At 47.6% G+C, this 15,270-nt stretch carries 19 protein-coding genes and 1 pseudogene; 18 read left to right on the plus strand and 2 right to left on the minus strand.

What is annotated here, in order from left to right:
- The first annotated feature begins 97 nt into the window (after positions 1-97).
- The 3 genes from glnA (at position 98) to FGB90_RS03020 (ending at position 2,075) form a co-directional block, all read left to right on the plus strand.
- Entirely contained in the window at positions 98-1,435 is a 1,338-nt protein-coding gene (glnA, locus tag FGB90_RS03010) for a type I glutamate--ammonia ligase (RefSeq protein ID WP_138809087.1), read from the plus strand.
- A 121-nt stretch (positions 1,436-1,556) separates the two neighbouring features.
- A complete protein-coding gene (locus FGB90_RS03015) occupies positions 1,557-1,814 on the plus strand; it encodes a hypothetical protein (protein ID WP_138809088.1) in 258 nt (85 codons plus the stop codon).
- 78 nt (positions 1,815-1,892) lie between these two features.
- Positions 1,893-2,075, plus strand: a complete 183-nt coding sequence (locus FGB90_RS03020; RefSeq protein WP_138809089.1) for a YqaE/Pmp3 family membrane protein — start codon at positions 1,893-1,895, stop codon at positions 2,073-2,075.
- A 108-nt stretch (positions 2,076-2,183) separates the two neighbouring features.
- Here FGB90_RS03020 and FGB90_RS03025 read toward each other — a convergent pair.
- Both FGB90_RS03025 and lexA read right to left on the minus strand, forming a co-directional pair.
- Positions 2,184-2,381: pseudogene (locus FGB90_RS03025) on the minus strand (transposase); the annotation flags it as partial.
- 286 nt (positions 2,382-2,667) lie between these two features.
- The gene (gene lexA, locus FGB90_RS03030) at positions 2,668-3,297 is read right to left on the minus strand and encodes a transcriptional repressor LexA (RefSeq protein ID WP_138809091.1); all 630 of its coding nucleotides are present in this window, start codon (positions 3,295-3,297) and stop codon (positions 2,668-2,670) included.
- A 208-nt stretch (positions 3,298-3,505) separates the two neighbouring features.
- Between lexA and yneA the strand changes: the two genes are divergently transcribed.
- The 15 genes from yneA to FGB90_RS03100 all read left to right on the plus strand — a co-directional run bounded on the left by yneA (position 3,506) and on the right by FGB90_RS03100 (position 15,231).
- Positions 3,506-3,799: a cell division suppressor protein YneA gene (yneA, locus tag FGB90_RS03035; RefSeq protein WP_138809092.1), complete on the plus strand. Its 294-nt coding sequence runs from the start codon at positions 3,506-3,508 to the stop codon at positions 3,797-3,799.
- Between the two features lies 1 nt (position 3,800).
- Complete coding sequence (locus FGB90_RS03040) at positions 3,801-4,448, plus strand: YneB family resolvase-like protein (protein ID WP_138809093.1); 648 nt, start codon at positions 3,801-3,803, stop codon at positions 4,446-4,448.
- 76 nt (positions 4,449-4,524) lie between these two features.
- On the plus strand, positions 4,525-4,764 hold the full coding sequence (locus FGB90_RS03045; RefSeq protein WP_138809094.1) for a DUF896 domain-containing protein: 240 nt from the start codon (positions 4,525-4,527) through the stop codon (positions 4,762-4,764).
- A gap of 353 nt (positions 4,765-5,117) precedes the next feature.
- On the plus strand, positions 5,118-5,669 hold the full coding sequence (locus FGB90_RS03050) for an NfeD family membrane protein (protein ID WP_138809095.1): 552 nt from the start codon (positions 5,118-5,120) through the stop codon (positions 5,667-5,669).
- A complete protein-coding gene (locus tag FGB90_RS03055) occupies positions 5,662-7,158 on the plus strand; it encodes a flotillin family protein (RefSeq protein WP_171051674.1) in 1,497 nt (498 codons plus the stop codon). Before FGB90_RS03050 ends, FGB90_RS03055 begins: the two co-directional genes overlap by 8 nt.
- Before the next feature lie 184 nt (positions 7,159-7,342).
- Positions 7,343-7,582 (plus strand): hypothetical protein, encoded by a 240-nt coding sequence (locus tag FGB90_RS19815; protein ID WP_210237224.1) that lies wholly within the window; start codon positions 7,343-7,345, stop codon positions 7,580-7,582.
- A 113-nt stretch (positions 7,583-7,695) separates the two neighbouring features.
- Entirely contained in the window at positions 7,696-9,693 is a 1,998-nt protein-coding gene (gene tkt / locus FGB90_RS03060; RefSeq protein ID WP_138809096.1) for a transketolase, read from the plus strand.
- 132 nt (positions 9,694-9,825) lie between these two features.
- Positions 9,826-10,341 carry a DUF3189 family protein gene (locus FGB90_RS03065; RefSeq protein WP_138809097.1) on the plus strand — a complete coding sequence of 172 codons (516 nt, stop codon included), beginning with the start codon at positions 9,826-9,828 and terminating at the stop codon, positions 10,339-10,341.
- Between the two features lie 301 nt (positions 10,342-10,642).
- Positions 10,643-11,095 (plus strand): sporulation inhibitor of replication protein SirA, encoded by a 453-nt coding sequence (sirA, locus tag FGB90_RS03070; RefSeq protein ID WP_171051675.1) that lies wholly within the window; start codon positions 10,643-10,645, stop codon positions 11,093-11,095.
- Positions 11,096-11,219: 124 nt separating this feature from the next.
- Positions 11,220-11,429 (plus strand): YneF family protein, encoded by a 210-nt coding sequence (locus tag FGB90_RS03075; protein WP_138809099.1) that lies wholly within the window; start codon positions 11,220-11,222, stop codon positions 11,427-11,429.
- A gap of 228 nt (positions 11,430-11,657) precedes the next feature.
- Positions 11,658-13,250: a multicopper oxidase family protein gene (locus FGB90_RS03080; protein ID WP_246056084.1), complete on the plus strand. Its 1,593-nt coding sequence runs from the start codon at positions 11,658-11,660 to the stop codon at positions 13,248-13,250.
- Positions 13,251-13,361: 111 nt separating this feature from the next.
- Positions 13,362-13,814, plus strand: a complete 453-nt coding sequence (locus FGB90_RS03085) for an SRPBCC family protein (RefSeq protein WP_138809101.1) — start codon at positions 13,362-13,364, stop codon at positions 13,812-13,814.
- A 125-nt stretch (positions 13,815-13,939) separates the two neighbouring features.
- Positions 13,940-14,206, plus strand: a complete 267-nt coding sequence (locus FGB90_RS03090; protein ID WP_438502679.1) for a metal-sensitive transcriptional regulator — start codon at positions 13,940-13,942, stop codon at positions 14,204-14,206.
- 38 nt (positions 14,207-14,244) lie between these two features.
- Positions 14,245-14,451, plus strand: coding sequence for a copper chaperone CopZ (copZ, locus tag FGB90_RS03095; RefSeq protein WP_138809102.1), 207 nt, complete (start codon positions 14,245-14,247; stop codon positions 14,449-14,451).
- A gap of 270 nt (positions 14,452-14,721) precedes the next feature.
- The gene (locus FGB90_RS03100; protein ID WP_138809103.1) at positions 14,722-15,231 is read left to right on the plus strand and encodes a CcdC family protein; all 510 of its coding nucleotides are present in this window, start codon (positions 14,722-14,724) and stop codon (positions 15,229-15,231) included.
- Positions 15,232-15,270: the final 39 nt, after the last annotated feature.

The following is a 15,270-nucleotide window of genomic DNA, read 5'->3' on the forward strand; positions in this document are numbered from 1 at the left end:
TTCAGGCTCATCCTTATTAGAGAGAGTATTGTGGTACAAGTAAATTTATATCCCGGTGAAATGAAGACGGGGAATTTCAAGGAGGAGACTTACTTTTATGGGAAGCAGATTTGCCAGAGAAGATATTATGAGAATGGCTGATGAGGAAAATGTAAAATTTATCAGACTGCAGTTTACTGACCTGCTTGGTATTATCAAGAACGTGGAGATCCCTGTGGATCAGCTGCCAAAGGCACTCGACAACCTGATGATGTTTGATGGTTCATCCATCGAAGGTTTTGTGCGTATTGAAGAATCGGATATGTATCTTTACCCGGATCTCGACACATGGGTCATCTTCCCGTGGACTCCGGAAAAAGGGAAAGTTGCCCGTCTGATCTGTGACGTATATAATCCCGACGGCAGCCCGTTTGAGGGTGATCCCCGCGGCGTGCTGAAGCGTGTACTTAAAGATGCGGAGGAACTCGGCTTTACCGATTTCAATATCGGTCCTGAACCGGAATTCTTCCTCTTTAAAAATGATGAAAAAGGCGAGCCAACGCTCGAACTGAATGATAAAGGCGGATACTTTGACCTAGCACCGACAGACCTTGGTGAAAACTGCCGCCGTGATATCGTTCTAGAACTTGAGGACATGGGCTTTGAAATCGAAGCGTCCCACCACGAAGTGGCACCCGGCCAGCACGAAATCGATTTTAAATATGCTGACGCGATCACGACCTGCGACAACATCCAGACGTTTAAGCTCGTTGTAAAAACGATCGCACGTAAGCACGGACTTCACGCCACGTTCATGCCGAAACCTCTGTTCGGTGTTAACGGTAACGGAATGCACGCAAACATGAGTCTGTTTAAAGGCAAGGAAAATGCCTTCTTCGATGAAAATGCAGAAGGACAGCTCAGTGAAACAGCAATGCAGTTCCTCGGCGGCATCCTGACTCACGCCACTGCGTTTACTGCTCTTACGAACCCGACAGTAAACTCCTACAAGCGTCTGGTTCCGGGTTATGAAGCACCTTGTTACGTGGCATGGTCCATGCGGAACCGTTCCCCGCTCGTACGGATTCCTTCCTCACGCGGCCTGAGCACGCGTATTGAGGTCCGCAGTCCGGACCCGGCAGCAAACCCGTACCTTGCGATTGCATCCATGCTTGCAGCCGGTCTTGACGGCATCCGTCACGAAATGACGCCGCCTCCTGCAACGGACAGCAACATTTATGCAATGGATAAAGATGAGCGCGACCAGGAAGGCATTGACTCCCTCCCTGCGACGCTTAAAGAAGCCATCAACAACCTTCAGACGAACGAAGTAATGAAGAAGGCTCTCGGTGGTCACGCTCTAGAGCACTTTGTGGAAGCAAAGGAAATCGAATGGGATATGTTCCGTACCCAGGTGCACCCATGGGAGCGCGAGCAGTACATGAGTCTTTACTAAAACCTGCTTTCAGACCCCTTAAGCCTCCGGTTAAGGGGTTTTCTCATGTATTACAGTCAGAGAACCTGCGTGCGTGCCGAATTTATCTTTGGGGAGATCCAATGTTACAGAAGAGAGGGATATGATGAACAGAACCTACTACAAAGTAAAGTCGGCACAGAATGCAGAAAAAGAACTGCTCTTAAGAGGGGACAGCGGTTCCTCGCACAACACCCTGCCGGAATACAGACAGGGCCATGGAACACCGATCGAAGACCGGGACGAAGCGTTCCGGCTCGCAAGGGAACAGGTTGGCTATGTGATCGAGGTGAAAGAACAGATCATCGGTGGATGGGGGTTTGTGGACGACAGCGGTGAAGTGAGCTACAAGAAATCCTGACCTGCGGGAGCGGGTACCGGTTTGAGCATCTTCATATGGGGATATTAAAAAGTATGAAGAGGAAAGGGGAGCTGCGCTATGATGTATCTGCTTGCTGTCCTGCTGCCGCCGGTGGCAGTTCTGTTGGCAGGAAGGCCTTTTCAGGCTGTACTTAACCTGATTCTGACTCTGTTTTTCTGGCTGCCCGGGGCAATCCATGCCTGTTTTATCGTTGCTGACAGAAACCAGGACAAAAGAATGAAAAGGTATTCCCGTTCATAAACATTGAGGTACAGAAAAAGAGGCTGGGACAAAACAGTCTCTGAAAAGTAAAAAAGGTGTCAGTTATCTATCTTCGATAGCTGGCACCTTTTTGTTGATCAGAAAATGGTTGATGAGGCTTTCGGTGTAAGCGTACAGGATCAGCTTCATCATCATTTTTGGATGGTAGGCTGGACAGCCTGTTGAACGCAGGAAGCCACTTAAGGCTTCATCGGGTATGGCTTCAACGAGATCATTGACGGCAAAAGCAACATCATTTTCCTGGAGTTTATAGGACAAGTCTATCGACAGAACAACTTGATTCATGTTCTAATCCTTAAACATAAGGATACCTCCGATTTAGCTTTATCAGAAGGGATCCTTTCTGTGTACATATTCGTTGGTTGTTCAAAAATCACGAGACGCCTGCGGGAAAAGCAAGAGCTGAAGATCCACCGGGGTGATCTTCCCCGGTTAGCTGAAGCCTTGCCCGCGGCAAGCGAGTGTATTTTTGAACAACCAACCGTAATCATACTTCCTACAGCAAAAGGCCCTCACCGACGGTGAGGGCCCTTCTATTTAGCTGAGTTTTGTCCTAGCCTCTTTGTATATTTTAATGAACGGTGCGGAAGACGCCGACTACTTTTCCCAGTATGGATACGTTTGTAAGGAGAATCGGATCAAGTGATTCGTTTTCAGGCTGGAGGCGGATATGGTCTTTCTCCCTGAAGAAACGTTTTACGGTTGCTTCGTCCTCTTCTGTCATGGCAACGACAATATCCCCGTTATCAGCACTCTGCTGCTGACGCACAACCACCATGTCGCCGTCAAAAATGCCGGCTTCGATCATGGAGTCACCCTGAATCTCAAGAATAAATGATTTTTCATCCTGAACCATACGGGATGGAAGAGGAATATACTCTTCAATATTTTCGATCGCTGTGATCGGTGAACCAGCGGTTACTTTACCGATCACAGGGACGTATACGGAAGGACTTTCCGATATCTGAGGAACGGCACTCTCCTCTTCAAGACCCGTTACTTCTATGGCACGGGGTTTGGTCGGATCCCGGCGGATCAGCCCTTTTTTCTCCAGTCGGGATAAATGGCCGTGTACAGTGGAACTGGATGCAAGACCGACGGCCTCCCCGATTTCCCTCACACTAGGGGGATACCCTTTCTTCTTAACCTCATCCTTAATGTAATCCAGTATATCCTGCTGGCGTCTTGATAGCTTTGTCATGTGAGCACCTCTTTCGATTTTATGTCTCTGAAAATTCCGGAAACTTCCCCTATGTATGAATAAAACTTCATCTGCTGCTTTATTGTACAGGAACATTATACCACGGTTCATATGTTCGTGCAAACATCCGTTCTCTTTTTCCTTGACCGGAACAGCTGTTCCCTTTATACTGTATACGAACATACATTCCCAATAAGAGGTGTCTGTCATGAATAAACTTATGAAACAGTATGGACCGCATGTATTTACAGCAGGTATTATCCTATTATTTATACTCGTTACAACAATGCCTACAGAAAGCAGGGGGCTTGAAGTGGATGAACATGAAAATGTCGTGGTTGCCCCGGGTGAAACTCTCTGGACGATTGCATCCCAGCTGCATCATGACCTTGATACAAATAAGGAAAATGTGATTCACTGGATCACGGTCCACAATGAACTCGAAGGGTCCGTCATTTATGCAGGACAGGAGCTGACGGTACCCGTAAAAGGAGCCGAATAAAGTGAAAAAAGCAGTGATATATACACGGGTGAGTACGAAAAAAGAGGAACAGGAATCCTCTCTGGCAAGGCAGAGGTCCGAACTTGAAGGCCTGGCCCAAAAGTATGGTCTCGGGGTTGTAAAGGTGATCGAAGAACAGCAAAGCGGCTATGAAATCGACCGGGACGGGATCTTTGAGATGCTCGCTGTCTTCAGTGAAAAGCAGGCAGATACCCTCCTTATACAGGACGATACCCGGCTTGGCAGAGGCAATGCAAAAATGGCGTTAATCCATCAGCTTCATAAACTTGGTGTCACTGTGTGCACCGTTCAGGACCAGGGGAAGCTTGTTCTTTCCGAAACAGATTCCATGGTTCTTGATATCGTCTCCATTGTTGAAGAGCACCAGCGGAAGCTCCATAACCTGAAAATCCGGCGCGGAATGAGGCAGGCTGTTGAAAATGGATACAGACCGGCCCGGAATTTAAAAGGAGGAGGCAAAGGGGGGCGAAGGAAAAAAGAAGTGCCGGTTGAGGAAATCGTTCGCCTCAGAAACAACGGGCTTACTTTTCATGAGCTGGCGGCAACACTCAGGGGGCTTGGATTCGATCTTTCCAAGGCCACAGCCCACAGAAGGTACAGAGAATACATAAACAGTGCCGGTGATTAGGCTCCCTGCTTGAAACGCCGGCCGTTCTCCTGTACCATAAAGGCACATCAAGATTGGTGAAAAGGGATGATTGGTTATGCTCAGTAAAGATAAAATTGCCCGTATAAATGAACTTGCCCGAAAAGCGAAGGGAGAGGGCCTTTCCCTCAAAGAGTCAAAAGAGCAGAAGGATCTCAGGCAGGAATACCTGAAAAGTGTAAGAAGTTCGTTTAAAAATCAGCTCCATTCCGTAAAAGTCGTTGATGAAAAAGGCAACGATGTGACTCCGGACAAGCTGAAGGAAAGTAAACAGAAAAACAACAGTTCCCTTCATTAAAACTGTACAGGGACTACCAGATGCCTTTCGGAAGCTGCTTCCGAAAGGTTTTTCTTTTTTCCACTGACAGAAATCAGATTCCAAAAGCATTCCTATGTTCCTCCGCTTCCACCGGGAAAATCCGTGAAAGGCTTACAGGACAGGTTCATTTACACGTAACAGTGAAACCTTATACGCTGCCTTTCCGTAAAGAAAACAGGAAGGAAAACAATCCTTTATTTAACAAAAGGTGTTTTTCGTCTGCTAAAATAGTATTAAGAAGATGTCAGAGAACAGGAGGGGAAACGGTTCCTGGAATTGTACGACTGCGACTGAAAGGAGGAAAACGTAATGAATGCTTACGTGAAGCTTCTGTGGATTTAAATACTGTCTACCTGATTGGTCTCATTGCTGCAGGATCGCTTACATTATTAAATGCCCTTTTCGGCGACATTCTGGATGGACTTTTTGAGTCTGCACCAGGAGGCTTTCTCAACCCGACTGTGGTGCTGAGTTTTATTGCCGTGCTCTGCGGGTCAGCCCTTATTCTGGATACTGCTTTCCCATTCTCAGGCCTTGCTGTTTTCGGTTTGTCTGCGGGAATTGCGTTTGTGCTTGTAACGCTATTACATATGCTCGTTCTCGCGCCCCTATCCAGAGCGGAATCCAGTGTAGGTTTTCATCTGAAGGACCTGATCGGTGACTACGGGGAAGTGTCGGCTTCCATCGGCAAAGGCGATGACATTGGGGAAGTCATTGTCAAGACAACGTTTTCCATTAAAGGCTATCCTGCACGATCAGTCGAAGAAGACTCCATTCCAGGAGGAGAAGAAGTACAGATTGTGGATGTGGACGAGGAAAACCAGATTCTGATTGTAAGCAGGGAAGAGAAAAAGCTGATGATGGAGGAACGAATTAATGACTGATTTTACGATGATTATCGGCGGTGTTGTCATCGCCATTGTACTTGTTCTTGTTATTCTGTTTGTAACGAAGTATACGACAGTCGGAAAAAACGAGGCGCTTATTGTAACAGGCAGCATGCTGGGAAGCGGTAAAAGTGTCGTCGCTGATGATGAAGGAAAAAAAGTGAAAATCATTCACGGGGGCGGGGCATTTATTATCCCCGTCATGCAGCAGGCGAAGAAAATCAGCCTGGAAAACCATAAACTTGAAGTAGGGGCCAACAATGTCTACTCCAAGCAGGGGGTTCCTGTCTCAGTAAACGGTAACGCGATCATTAAAATCGGATCAAGCGTACAGGAAATTTCCACAGCCGCAGAGCAGTACATCGGTAAGTATGAGGACCTCAAAACCGAAGCACGTCAGGTACTTGAAGGTCATCTCCGTGCGATCCTCAGTTCCATGACGGTGGAGGAGATTAACTCCGACAGGGAAGTTTTTGCAAAAGAAGTACAGAAAGTGGCTGCAACAGACCTCAGTAAGATGGGACTTCGGATTCTCTCTTTTACAACGAACGAAGTCAGTGATAAAAACGGCTATCTTGATGCCCTCGGTCAGCCGCAGATCGCTGCAGTAAAGCGTGACGCTGCAATTGCACGTGCAGAGAGGGAAAAAGAAGCAAGAATCGAAAATGCCCGTGCTGAACAGGAAGCCAAAGCGGCAGAGTATACAAGAGATGCTGAAATTGCAAATTCCGAGAAGGAAAAAGAGCTGAAAGTAGCCGAGTACCGCCGTCAGCAGGAAGAGGCAAAAGCCCAGGCTGACCAGGCGTACTCTCTCCAGGAGGCCAGAGCTCAGCAGAAAGTTACAGAAGAGCGGATGCAGGTTAACATCATCGAACGGCAAAAGCAGATCGAACTAGAGGAAAAGGAAATACAGCGCCGGGAGAAGCAGTATGATGCTGAAGTGAAGAAAAAAGCCGACGCAGAGCGTTATGCGGTGGAGCAGGAGGCAGAAGCCCAGAAGGCAAGGGAACTGCGTGCAGCGGAAGCCGAGCGGGAACGCGGTAAAGCGGAAGCCGATGTCATCCTTTCAAAAGGTCTTGCAGAAGCCGAGGCCAAGGAGAAAATCGCTGAAGCCTTCAGTAAATACGGTCAGGCTGCCATGCTTGATATGATTACGGAGATGCTTCCTGAGTATGCCAAGCAGGCTGCACAGCCGCTGTCCAATATCGATAAGATTACAGTAGTGGACACAGGCGGAAGCGGTGAAAATGGCGGAGCCAACAAAGTTACAGGTTATGCTACGAATCTGATGGGCAGCCTTCAGGAGTCGCTGAAAGCTTCATCGGGGCTTGATATGAAAGAGCTGATTGAGAGTTTTGCAGGAAAAGGGAATGTAAAGGAAAGTATCGATCAGCTGACAGGTGAAATTGCTGCAGGCCGTGAAAAGGAAGCCTCAGACGAAGATAAAGAAAATCAGACAGCAAGTGAGGAAAAGAAAGAACAGTAACTCATAATGACTGCCGGGACAGGTGCCCGGCAGTCTTTTTTTAAACGCTGTTTTTGGATTGATTGTTGCTTTTCAAAGAAATTACGGAGCGAAGGGCTGCGACTCCAGCGGGAATAGCATAAGCTGAAGACCCCGCAGGGACGAGCATTTACATCGTGAGTTCGATTCGGGCAGAGGAAGAAGCATGATAACTGTTCTGCCGGCTGAAGCAATGCCCGCGGAAAGCGTCAGCCAGCAGCGTAGAAAAACAACAACCTTTTTCGAAAAGAGTTTTTTTAAAACACCTTGTAGTACTGGACTGCCGGAGAATGAAGCGGTAAGCGCCTTTTTAAAAATGCCGTGGTGCAGGGTGGACATTTTTAATACATTATCCATAATAATAAGCAGGATAAAGTATATAAAGAAGAGCCGCGGCAGAAACTAATCTGTGCTGAAATCGCTTTATTCCTTACTTCCTTTATGGTTGTCTAATGGCACAGGAAGGTATATCATGATACATGAAGTCCGAAAGTATGAATATCGAGAGGATGAACGTAAATGTCTAACACAGTTGAAAATCTGTCAATCAGCACCATTCGTACGCTTGCTATTGACAGTATTGAAAAAGCACAATCCGGACACCCGGGCATGCCGATGGGTGCTGCGCCAATGGCATACACTCTGTTTGCAAACTACATGAACCATAACCCTGAAAACCCGGAATGGTTTGACAGAGACCGTTTCGTACTTTCTGCAGGTCACGGGTCCATGCTCCTTTACAGCCTGCTTCATCTGCACGGCTATGCTGTTTCAATGGACGACCTGAAATCCTTCCGTCAGTGGGGATCCAATACACCTGGACACCCTGAATTCGGACATACAGCAGGAGTGGATGCCACAACCGGTCCACTGGGCCAGGGGCTTGCTATGGCTACAGGTATGGCAATGGCTGAACGCTATCTGGCTGCTTCCTACAACCGTGAAAACTATAATATTGTTGACCATTATACATACGCGATCTGCGGTGACGGAGACCTGATGGAAGGTGTTTCCTCCGAGTCTGCTTCTCTTGCCGGTCACCTGAAGCTCGGCCGTCTGATCGTCCTTTATGATTCCAATGATATTTCCCTTGACGGTGATCTGGACAAGTCGTTCAGCGAAAGTGTGGAAGACCGTTATAAAGCCTACGGCTGGCAGGTAATCCGCGTTGAAGACGGAAACAATCTCGATGAAATTAACCGTGCCATTGAATCGGCTAAGGAAGATGACCGTCCTTCCATGATCGAGGTTAAAACAACGATCGGTTACGGTTCGCCTAACCGCAGCGGTTCAAACGAGTCCCACGGAAAACCTCTTGGTGGGGAAGAAGCCAAATTAACGAAGGAATATTACAAGTGGACATTTGAAAATGATTTCCACGTACCTGCCGAGGTTCGTGATCATTACGCAGAATTAAAGGAGACCGGAGCAGAAAAGGAAAAGCAGTGGAACGATATGTTCGAAGGGTATAAAGAAGCCTACCCTGAGCTTGCTTCAGAGCTTGAGCTTGCCATGAAGGGAGACCTTCCTGAAGGATGGGACAAGGATGTGCCTGTTTATTCAACAGATGACAAACTCGCCACCCGTGCCAGCGGCGGGGAAGTCCTGAATGCGATCGGCAAAAACGTTCCTTACGTATTTGGAGGATCTGCTGACCTTGCTTCCTCAAACAACACAATGCTCAAAGGGGTAGAAGATTTTACCCGTGAAAACTACAGCGGCCGTAACATCTGGTTCGGTGTCCGGGAATTTGCCATGGCTTCTGCTGTGAACGGAATGGCTCTTCACGGTGGAGTGAAGCCATACGCTGCTACTTTCTTTGTCTTTTCAGATTACCTTCGCCCTGCTGCACGCCTGAGCGCACTTATGCAGGTTCCGGTAACATATGTCTTCACCCATGACAGCATTGCTGTAGGTGAGGACGGCCCTACTCATGAGCCTGTGGAACAGCTGCCTGCAATGCGGGCCATTCCGGGACTCAGCGTCATCCGTCCGGCTGATGGAAACGAAACAGCTGCAGCTTACAAACTGGCCATGGAGAGCAAAAATGAACCGACTGCACTTGTCCTTACCCGCCAGGGGCTTCCGACTCTCGAGGGGACTGACAAAAATGCCTACGAAGGCGTGAAAAAAGGTGCCTACGTGGTATCCGAAGCTAATGGTGACCTTGACGGAATTCTTCTTGCTTCCGGCTCTGAAGTTTCCCTTGCAGTGGAAGCTCAGCAGCTTCTGGAAAAAGAAGGCCTGCATGTCAACGTGGTAAGTATGCCAAGCTGGGACCGCTTTGAAAAGCAGACCGCAGAATATAAAGATTCCGTCATCCCTAAAGATGTAAAAACACGTCTTGCTTTAGAAATGGCGGCAAGTCTGGGCTGGGAACGCTACACCGGAGACAACGGAGCCGTACTTGGAATCGACCGTTTCGGTGCTTCCGCTCCAGGACCAAAAGTGATGGAAGAGTATGGATTTACAGCCGAAAACGTAGCTGCAAACTTCAGACAGCTTATTGAAAAATAATGATATAAATCCGGAAGACCGCGCTCGCGTGGTCTTCTTTTTTTATTGTCTGCCTGAGACTGGCAGGTTACTATTGCTGATAATATATACTACTCTGGATAACCTAACCGTAAAATTACGGAGGAATATCCTATGATATACATCTATTATGACTTTGGCGGCACACACTCCACTTCAATGGCGGCGGCGTATCACCTGGGGCTGCTTAATCGTACGGGGGATGAACTTACGAAAGAGGAGATTGAGGCAATACCCTATTTTAATAAACTTGAAAAACAGGATGCAGGAGAATTTATTTTCCGTGGTACAGACGAAGGAGGTAATGAGGTTTATACGATCGGGAAGCGACGTGAGAAACTGGTTGTCCCCTCACTAATTAATTTTATTCATATTCTGGAAGGGAAGAGGGAGCTGACAGAAAAGGTGGTCTTTTCACATACCTCCCCCACTGTTCCTCTGGCAATGACCTTTGGGGGATTCTTTGCCCGGGGGCTTGGCATAAACGCAATCGGCTTTCCTCTGCTCGTTATCGGGGCCAGGCAGGCCAGTTCGTCCATCAGGAAACTGGTGGAAAAAACGAAAATGAGGGGAACGAAAGAAGATTCCCCCCAGGTAATCCACCTGTTAAACGAGGAGTTCCAGGCCTAGCCATATAAACATTTTCCTGCGGTTTCCCCGTGTTTCTGCTCCCGCTTAATTAAAGAAACAGCGGTATATATATACCGCGTTTTTTCTGTCAAGATGTTCTCCGGTGACTGCCGTGCAGGTACCTTGCAGTGCTGAGAATGCAAAAGCCGTTTCGACAAAAAGAGTGGTTTTCTTCAGCAGAAAAAGACAAGCATTGAACATACATTCGTGTAGGATGATAAAAAGGGCTCCTGTACTAATCTGCAGTCCCGCACGAGACTGCACGGGAGGATCCGGGAGTGCTGCAGGAGGGAAACCGTTCATGCGAAGTTATGATTTATTTCTTATAAATGAGGAAGTCGCTCTGGTGTACTACGGGTTTGAATCGAAGCTGTTTCATCTCTTCCGTGAACACCGGTATGCCAACAGCGAGCTGAAGGAAATTACAGGCAGGCAGGTACGTTATATCAGAAAACCCATTGATGAAGCTGAAATCAGCACCTGGCTTCAGAGGGCCTGCACCGATATGGCAGGCTACGAAAAAAACGGACAGGCCGTACACTGTTTTACATCCGAAGACAGAAAAAGCCGTGCGGTCCTCACCCTCGGGAAACATGCGATGACACTCGAATCCGAAGGTTCCTTTGAACTGGAGACTGCGATTTTTGATACCCTCAGGGAGTACGACGACTTCTTCTTTGCAGCTGATTATGATAATGCAAGGTACGGCTGGCTCAAGCCCCTGAAGTCCTTCAGAATAGTCGAGCCCGGATAAGGCAGGATTTCTTTCCCATTCTCTTTCATTGTCCACTTCGTTGCGTTATAATAAATGAGGTTCCATTCGAACGTGAAAATGGCGACATGGAAGACAACATAGAGAGAAGGAGGATCACCGTTTTATGTGGGTAAATATCTTAATCGGTGTGCTCAGCCTGCTGGGCGGGATCGCAATCGGTTTCTTTATTGCGAGACAATATATGATGAGCTATATGAAAAAAAATCCGCCGATCAATGAAAAAATGCTTCGTGTTATGATGATGCAGATGGGGATGAACCCGTCACAGAAAAAGATTAACCAGATGATGAAAGCAATGGAAAATCAGAAATAAAAGCAGATTTCCGCTTGCAGATGAAAGACCGCTTTTCCCCTATGGGAAGAGTGGTCTTTTTTGACTTTGTCTACAACGTGGGAGTCCTGCCACAGAAAACGTCATATGAAAGCCTGCTCCGGCATAGGGTCTGTTAAATTCGTCTTCAAATTGGAAGGGCGTGTTCCCATGTTCAGAGCTTTCTGCTTCAGCCGCTGCGTGCATCCATGGTGTGATGATCATCACTGCATAGGAGGAGGATACTGCAGCTGTGGATCGCTCCGTTCAGCCGGAACGCTTTCCAGGTTCAGGGATCCTCTCCCTGTGCCCCGGGAGAAAAAACCTTTTTACAGAAGCAGGGGGAAAAGTTATTACAGCCTCACAATGAGCCAGTTCAGACAGTCCCTTCACTCCGAACTTCCTGAAACAGCGGTCTGGGGCTTTGACGGAACTTACCCTGGTCCCACAATTAGGGTGAAAGAGGGCGAACTCGTGTTTGTACAATGGAACAATGCGCTGCCTGAACATCATCTGCTTCCTGTTGATCATACAGTGCATGGAGCCGGCACGGGAGTTCCGGTGGTGAGGACTGTCACACACGTTCACGGAGCAAGTGTGCATCCGGACAGTGACGGGTATCCGGAAGCATGGTTTACAAAGAACTTTGAACAGACCGGCCCTTTTTTCACCCGTAAAATTTACCGGTATGAGAATCGTCAGCAGCCATGCACGCTGTGGTACCACGATCATGCGCTCGGAATTACGCGGTTGAATGTCTATGCAGGACTGGCAGGGTTTTATCTTATCGAACCGGGGAGCAAAGACAGGAGATTTAATCTGCCGTCCGGAGAATATGACATCCCTTTACTGATTCAGGACCGGAGCTTTAATGTGGATGGTTCACTGTATTACACTGCACAGAAAGGTTCCCCTGTGGAGGGGCCTGAAACAACCGTTGTTGATATGTTTTTTGGTGACACAAATCTTGTCAATGGAAAAGTGTGGCCCTATCTTGAAGTGAAGCCGCGTAAATACCGGTTCAGACTTCTTAATGGTGCCAATTCGAGAGTATATACCCTTTATCTGGACACCGGACAGCCTATGTATCAGATTGCAACAGACAGCGGCTACCGTGAAAAACCTGCACTACTGAGGAATCTGACTCTGGCGCCTGCAGAGCGTGCCGAGGTGATCGTGGACTTTGCGAACATGGAAGGCAGCCAGGTGGTTCTGCGTAATTCAGCGCCTGCACCGTTTCCTGCTGGTCCACTGCCGGATGAAAGTACCGGCACGGTCATGGCTTTCCGTGTCAAGGGAGATCCGGGTGGAATAGACCATTTTTCCATACCTGAAGAATTGAATAAAGTCCCTCCGGTTTCGATAAACGATGTATGTCGCACCAGGTATCTTACACTTGATTCGGCTGCAGACCGTTTTGGGAGGGATCTCATGCTGCTTAATAAGCTGACCTGGGACGATCCCGTTACGGAACTGCCGGTTCTCGGGACGTCGGAAATCTGGTTCTTTATTAATCTTACCGGGCACACGCATCCGATTCACCTTCACCTTGTGGACTTTCAGATTACCGGCCGCAGAGCAATTGACACCGAATGGTTCAAGGAGAAAGGCGAACTGAAATATACCGGGCCAACGCAGCCGGCAGATCGGGAAGAAGAGGGGTGGAAGGATACCGTTCGGGCGAACCCCGGTGAAGTTACAGGAGTTAAAGCACGGTTTGTACCCTTCAGCGGTCTGTTCGTCTGGCACTGCCACATTCTCGAACATGAAGACTATGAAATGATGCGTCCGTTTATCGTTATACGGCCTGAAGAGAATCCATAGTCATGGTAAAGGCCCGCAGGGGTCTTTTTTTCTGTGTTCCAGTACCCTTTTCCATGTTTTTCTGTTTTGGTATGATAGAAAGAAACAGAGCAGTATTCGGAGGGGATCGAGATGGCGGATTTGTATGAGGAAATAACGGTAAATGAGAAAAGGGAGAAAGTGTTTGCTTTTGCTTCCGATCTGCAGAACAGTCCTGAAGTGCTGGCAAATGTAGTGGAGGTAAACAAGCTCACCGACGGGCCTGTAGAGAAAGGTACTGAATTTGAGGAAGTGCGCCAGTTCAGGAACCGGCGTGTCGGATCAATAATTAAGGTGAAATCATACGATCCCCCATCCGGGTATGCGGTTGAAAGTGAGAACCGGGGCCTCCTGGTTACATATACTTATACATTTGCCGAGAAAGACGGGCAGACAAAAATCATTTTTGAGGGAAACGTCACTACCAGGGGCTTTGTAATGAAGATGATGAGGCCTCTTATGGTGAGAATGCTGAAAAAAGAAGACGGAGAGCATCTGGTCAGCCTTAAAAACGCCATTGAAAAAAGAAACGAATTACCGGAATAACAGCTTTAAAGTTGACATCATATACCTTGTGGGGGTATGGTAGACAGAGACGAAACGAGGTGAGAACTGTGAAAGACAAGCTGGATATTGAACTCGTCCCAACCGCGGAGAATAAATCTCCCGAATTGTCAGCAGATAAGGAAAAACTGTTAAACCGCCTGAAAAGAGTGGAAGGACAGGTAAGGGGAATTCAGAGAATGGTTGAAGAAGACCGCTACTGTGTGGATGTACTTGTACAGCTTTCCGCAATCAATGCAGCACTGAAAAAAGTAGGGTATACGATGCTCGAAAATCATACACGCGGATGTGTAACAAAAGCCGTTCACGAAGGCGAAGGAGACGAGGCAATTGACGAGCTGATGAAAGTAATTCAGCAGTTCTCACGCTCTTAGTGCTGCTAAAATATTCCAAACAAACAGGGGGACTTGTAATGAAGAAAGAGGTTATTAAGGTGGACGGGATGACGTGCGGCCACTGCAAGGCATCTGTTGAAGGTGCATTGAACAGCCTGGATGGTGTAAAGAGTGCTGAAGTAAGCCTCGACGACAAACAGGTAACAGTTGAATACGATGAAGCGGCTGTGGAACTTGCTGCTTTAAAAGAGGAAATTGACGATCAGGGGTTTGACGCCCGCTGAATGTCCATATGAAATCCGGAAGGCGTATGCTTTCCGGATTTTCTATGTCCTGCGGAGTCTTCGACTGCTGCTTTCCCCGCAGGAGTGGAAGACTGATTTCATGTAAAAGCCATCAGCTGAAATACAAACAAAAATATAATAGAACCTCGTTCCTCAGGCCATTCTGTGTAAACTTATCAGGAAAGGTTAAAAGCATTCTGCTGCCGCAGTATGGCATGAGGGAAGAGATAATGCTATACTGAAGTAAGATTGAATCAGGAGGGTTGCCCCATGCTCGGAATTGTTTTTACACTGCTTGCAGTTGTAATGGGGCTTGCAGCTTTGTTCATACGCATGAAAGCCATGAAAAAGCCGGCCAATACAAAAAAAATTATTATTCCCCCTGTAGCCATGAGCACAGGTTTTCTTATGTTCGTCTATGAACCGGCCAGAATAACCTCCCTGCAGTTTGCAGAGGCATTTGCAGTAGGGGTTGTTTTTTCCCTGTTACTTATTAAAACATCAAAGTTTGAAATCAGGGATCAGGATATCTATATGGTTCGTACAAAGGCATTTGCCTTTATCCTGATCGGGCTGCTCGCTCTCAGAGTAACATTCAAGCTCGTTTTCGGCCATGCCATCCAGGTTGAGGAGCTCGCAGGTATGTTTTTCGTTTTGGCTTTCGGTATGATATTGCCGTGGCGGATTGCCATGCTTGTCAAATTCAACAGAATGAAGCGTGAACTCGCAGGGAGAACTGCCGGCCCCATTCCGGTAAGTCAGGAAAACCCGGCCCCTTAAACAGGAGCCGGGTTTTTACTGTTTTCAGCTGTCCGGTCT

The sequence above is a fragment of the Alteribacter natronophilus genome, from assembly GCF_006007885.1.
GTDB classification, from domain to species: domain Bacteria; phylum Bacillota; class Bacilli; order Bacillales; family Salisediminibacteriaceae; genus Alteribacter; species Alteribacter natronophilus.

Excerpts from the sequence above, each read along its gene's own strand:
- tkt (WP_138809096.1), top strand. The coding sequence starts at position 7,696 with ATGTCTAACACAGTTGAAAATCTGTCAATCAGCACCATTCGTACGCTT.
- copZ (WP_138809102.1), top strand. The coding sequence starts at position 14,245 with ATGAAGAAAGAGGTTATTAAGGTGGACGGGATGACGTGCGGCCACTGC.
- FGB90_RS03015 (WP_138809088.1), top strand. The coding sequence starts at position 1,557 with ATGATGAACAGAACCTACTACAAAGTAAAGTCGGCACAGAATGCAGAA.
- FGB90_RS03100 (WP_138809103.1), top strand. The coding sequence starts at position 14,722 with ATGCTCGGAATTGTTTTTACACTGCTTGCAGTTGTAATGGGGCTTGCA.
- FGB90_RS03055 (WP_171051674.1), top strand. The coding sequence starts at position 5,662 with ATGACTGATTTTACGATGATTATCGGCGGTGTTGTCATCGCCATTGTA.
- FGB90_RS03065 (WP_138809097.1), top strand. The coding sequence starts at position 9,826 with ATGATATACATCTATTATGACTTTGGCGGCACACACTCCACTTCAATG.
- FGB90_RS03085 (WP_138809101.1), top strand. The coding sequence starts at position 13,362 with ATGGCGGATTTGTATGAGGAAATAACGGTAAATGAGAAAAGGGAGAAA.
- glnA (WP_138809087.1), top strand. The coding sequence starts at position 98 with ATGGGAAGCAGATTTGCCAGAGAAGATATTATGAGAATGGCTGATGAG.
- FGB90_RS03020 (WP_138809089.1), top strand. The coding sequence starts at position 1,893 with ATGATGTATCTGCTTGCTGTCCTGCTGCCGCCGGTGGCAGTTCTGTTG.
- FGB90_RS03075 (WP_138809099.1), top strand. The coding sequence starts at position 11,220 with ATGTGGGTAAATATCTTAATCGGTGTGCTCAGCCTGCTGGGCGGGATC.
- sirA (WP_171051675.1), top strand. The coding sequence starts at position 10,643 with ATGCGAAGTTATGATTTATTTCTTATAAATGAGGAAGTCGCTCTGGTG.
- FGB90_RS03045 (WP_138809094.1), top strand. The coding sequence starts at position 4,525 with ATGCTCAGTAAAGATAAAATTGCCCGTATAAATGAACTTGCCCGAAAA.
- lexA (WP_138809091.1), bottom strand. The coding sequence starts at position 3,297 with ATGACAAAGCTATCAAGACGCCAGCAGGATATACTGGATTACATTAAG.
- FGB90_RS19815 (WP_210237224.1), top strand. The coding sequence starts at position 7,343 with ATGATAACTGTTCTGCCGGCTGAAGCAATGCCCGCGGAAAGCGTCAGC.
- yneA (WP_138809092.1), top strand. The coding sequence starts at position 3,506 with ATGAATAAACTTATGAAACAGTATGGACCGCATGTATTTACAGCAGGT.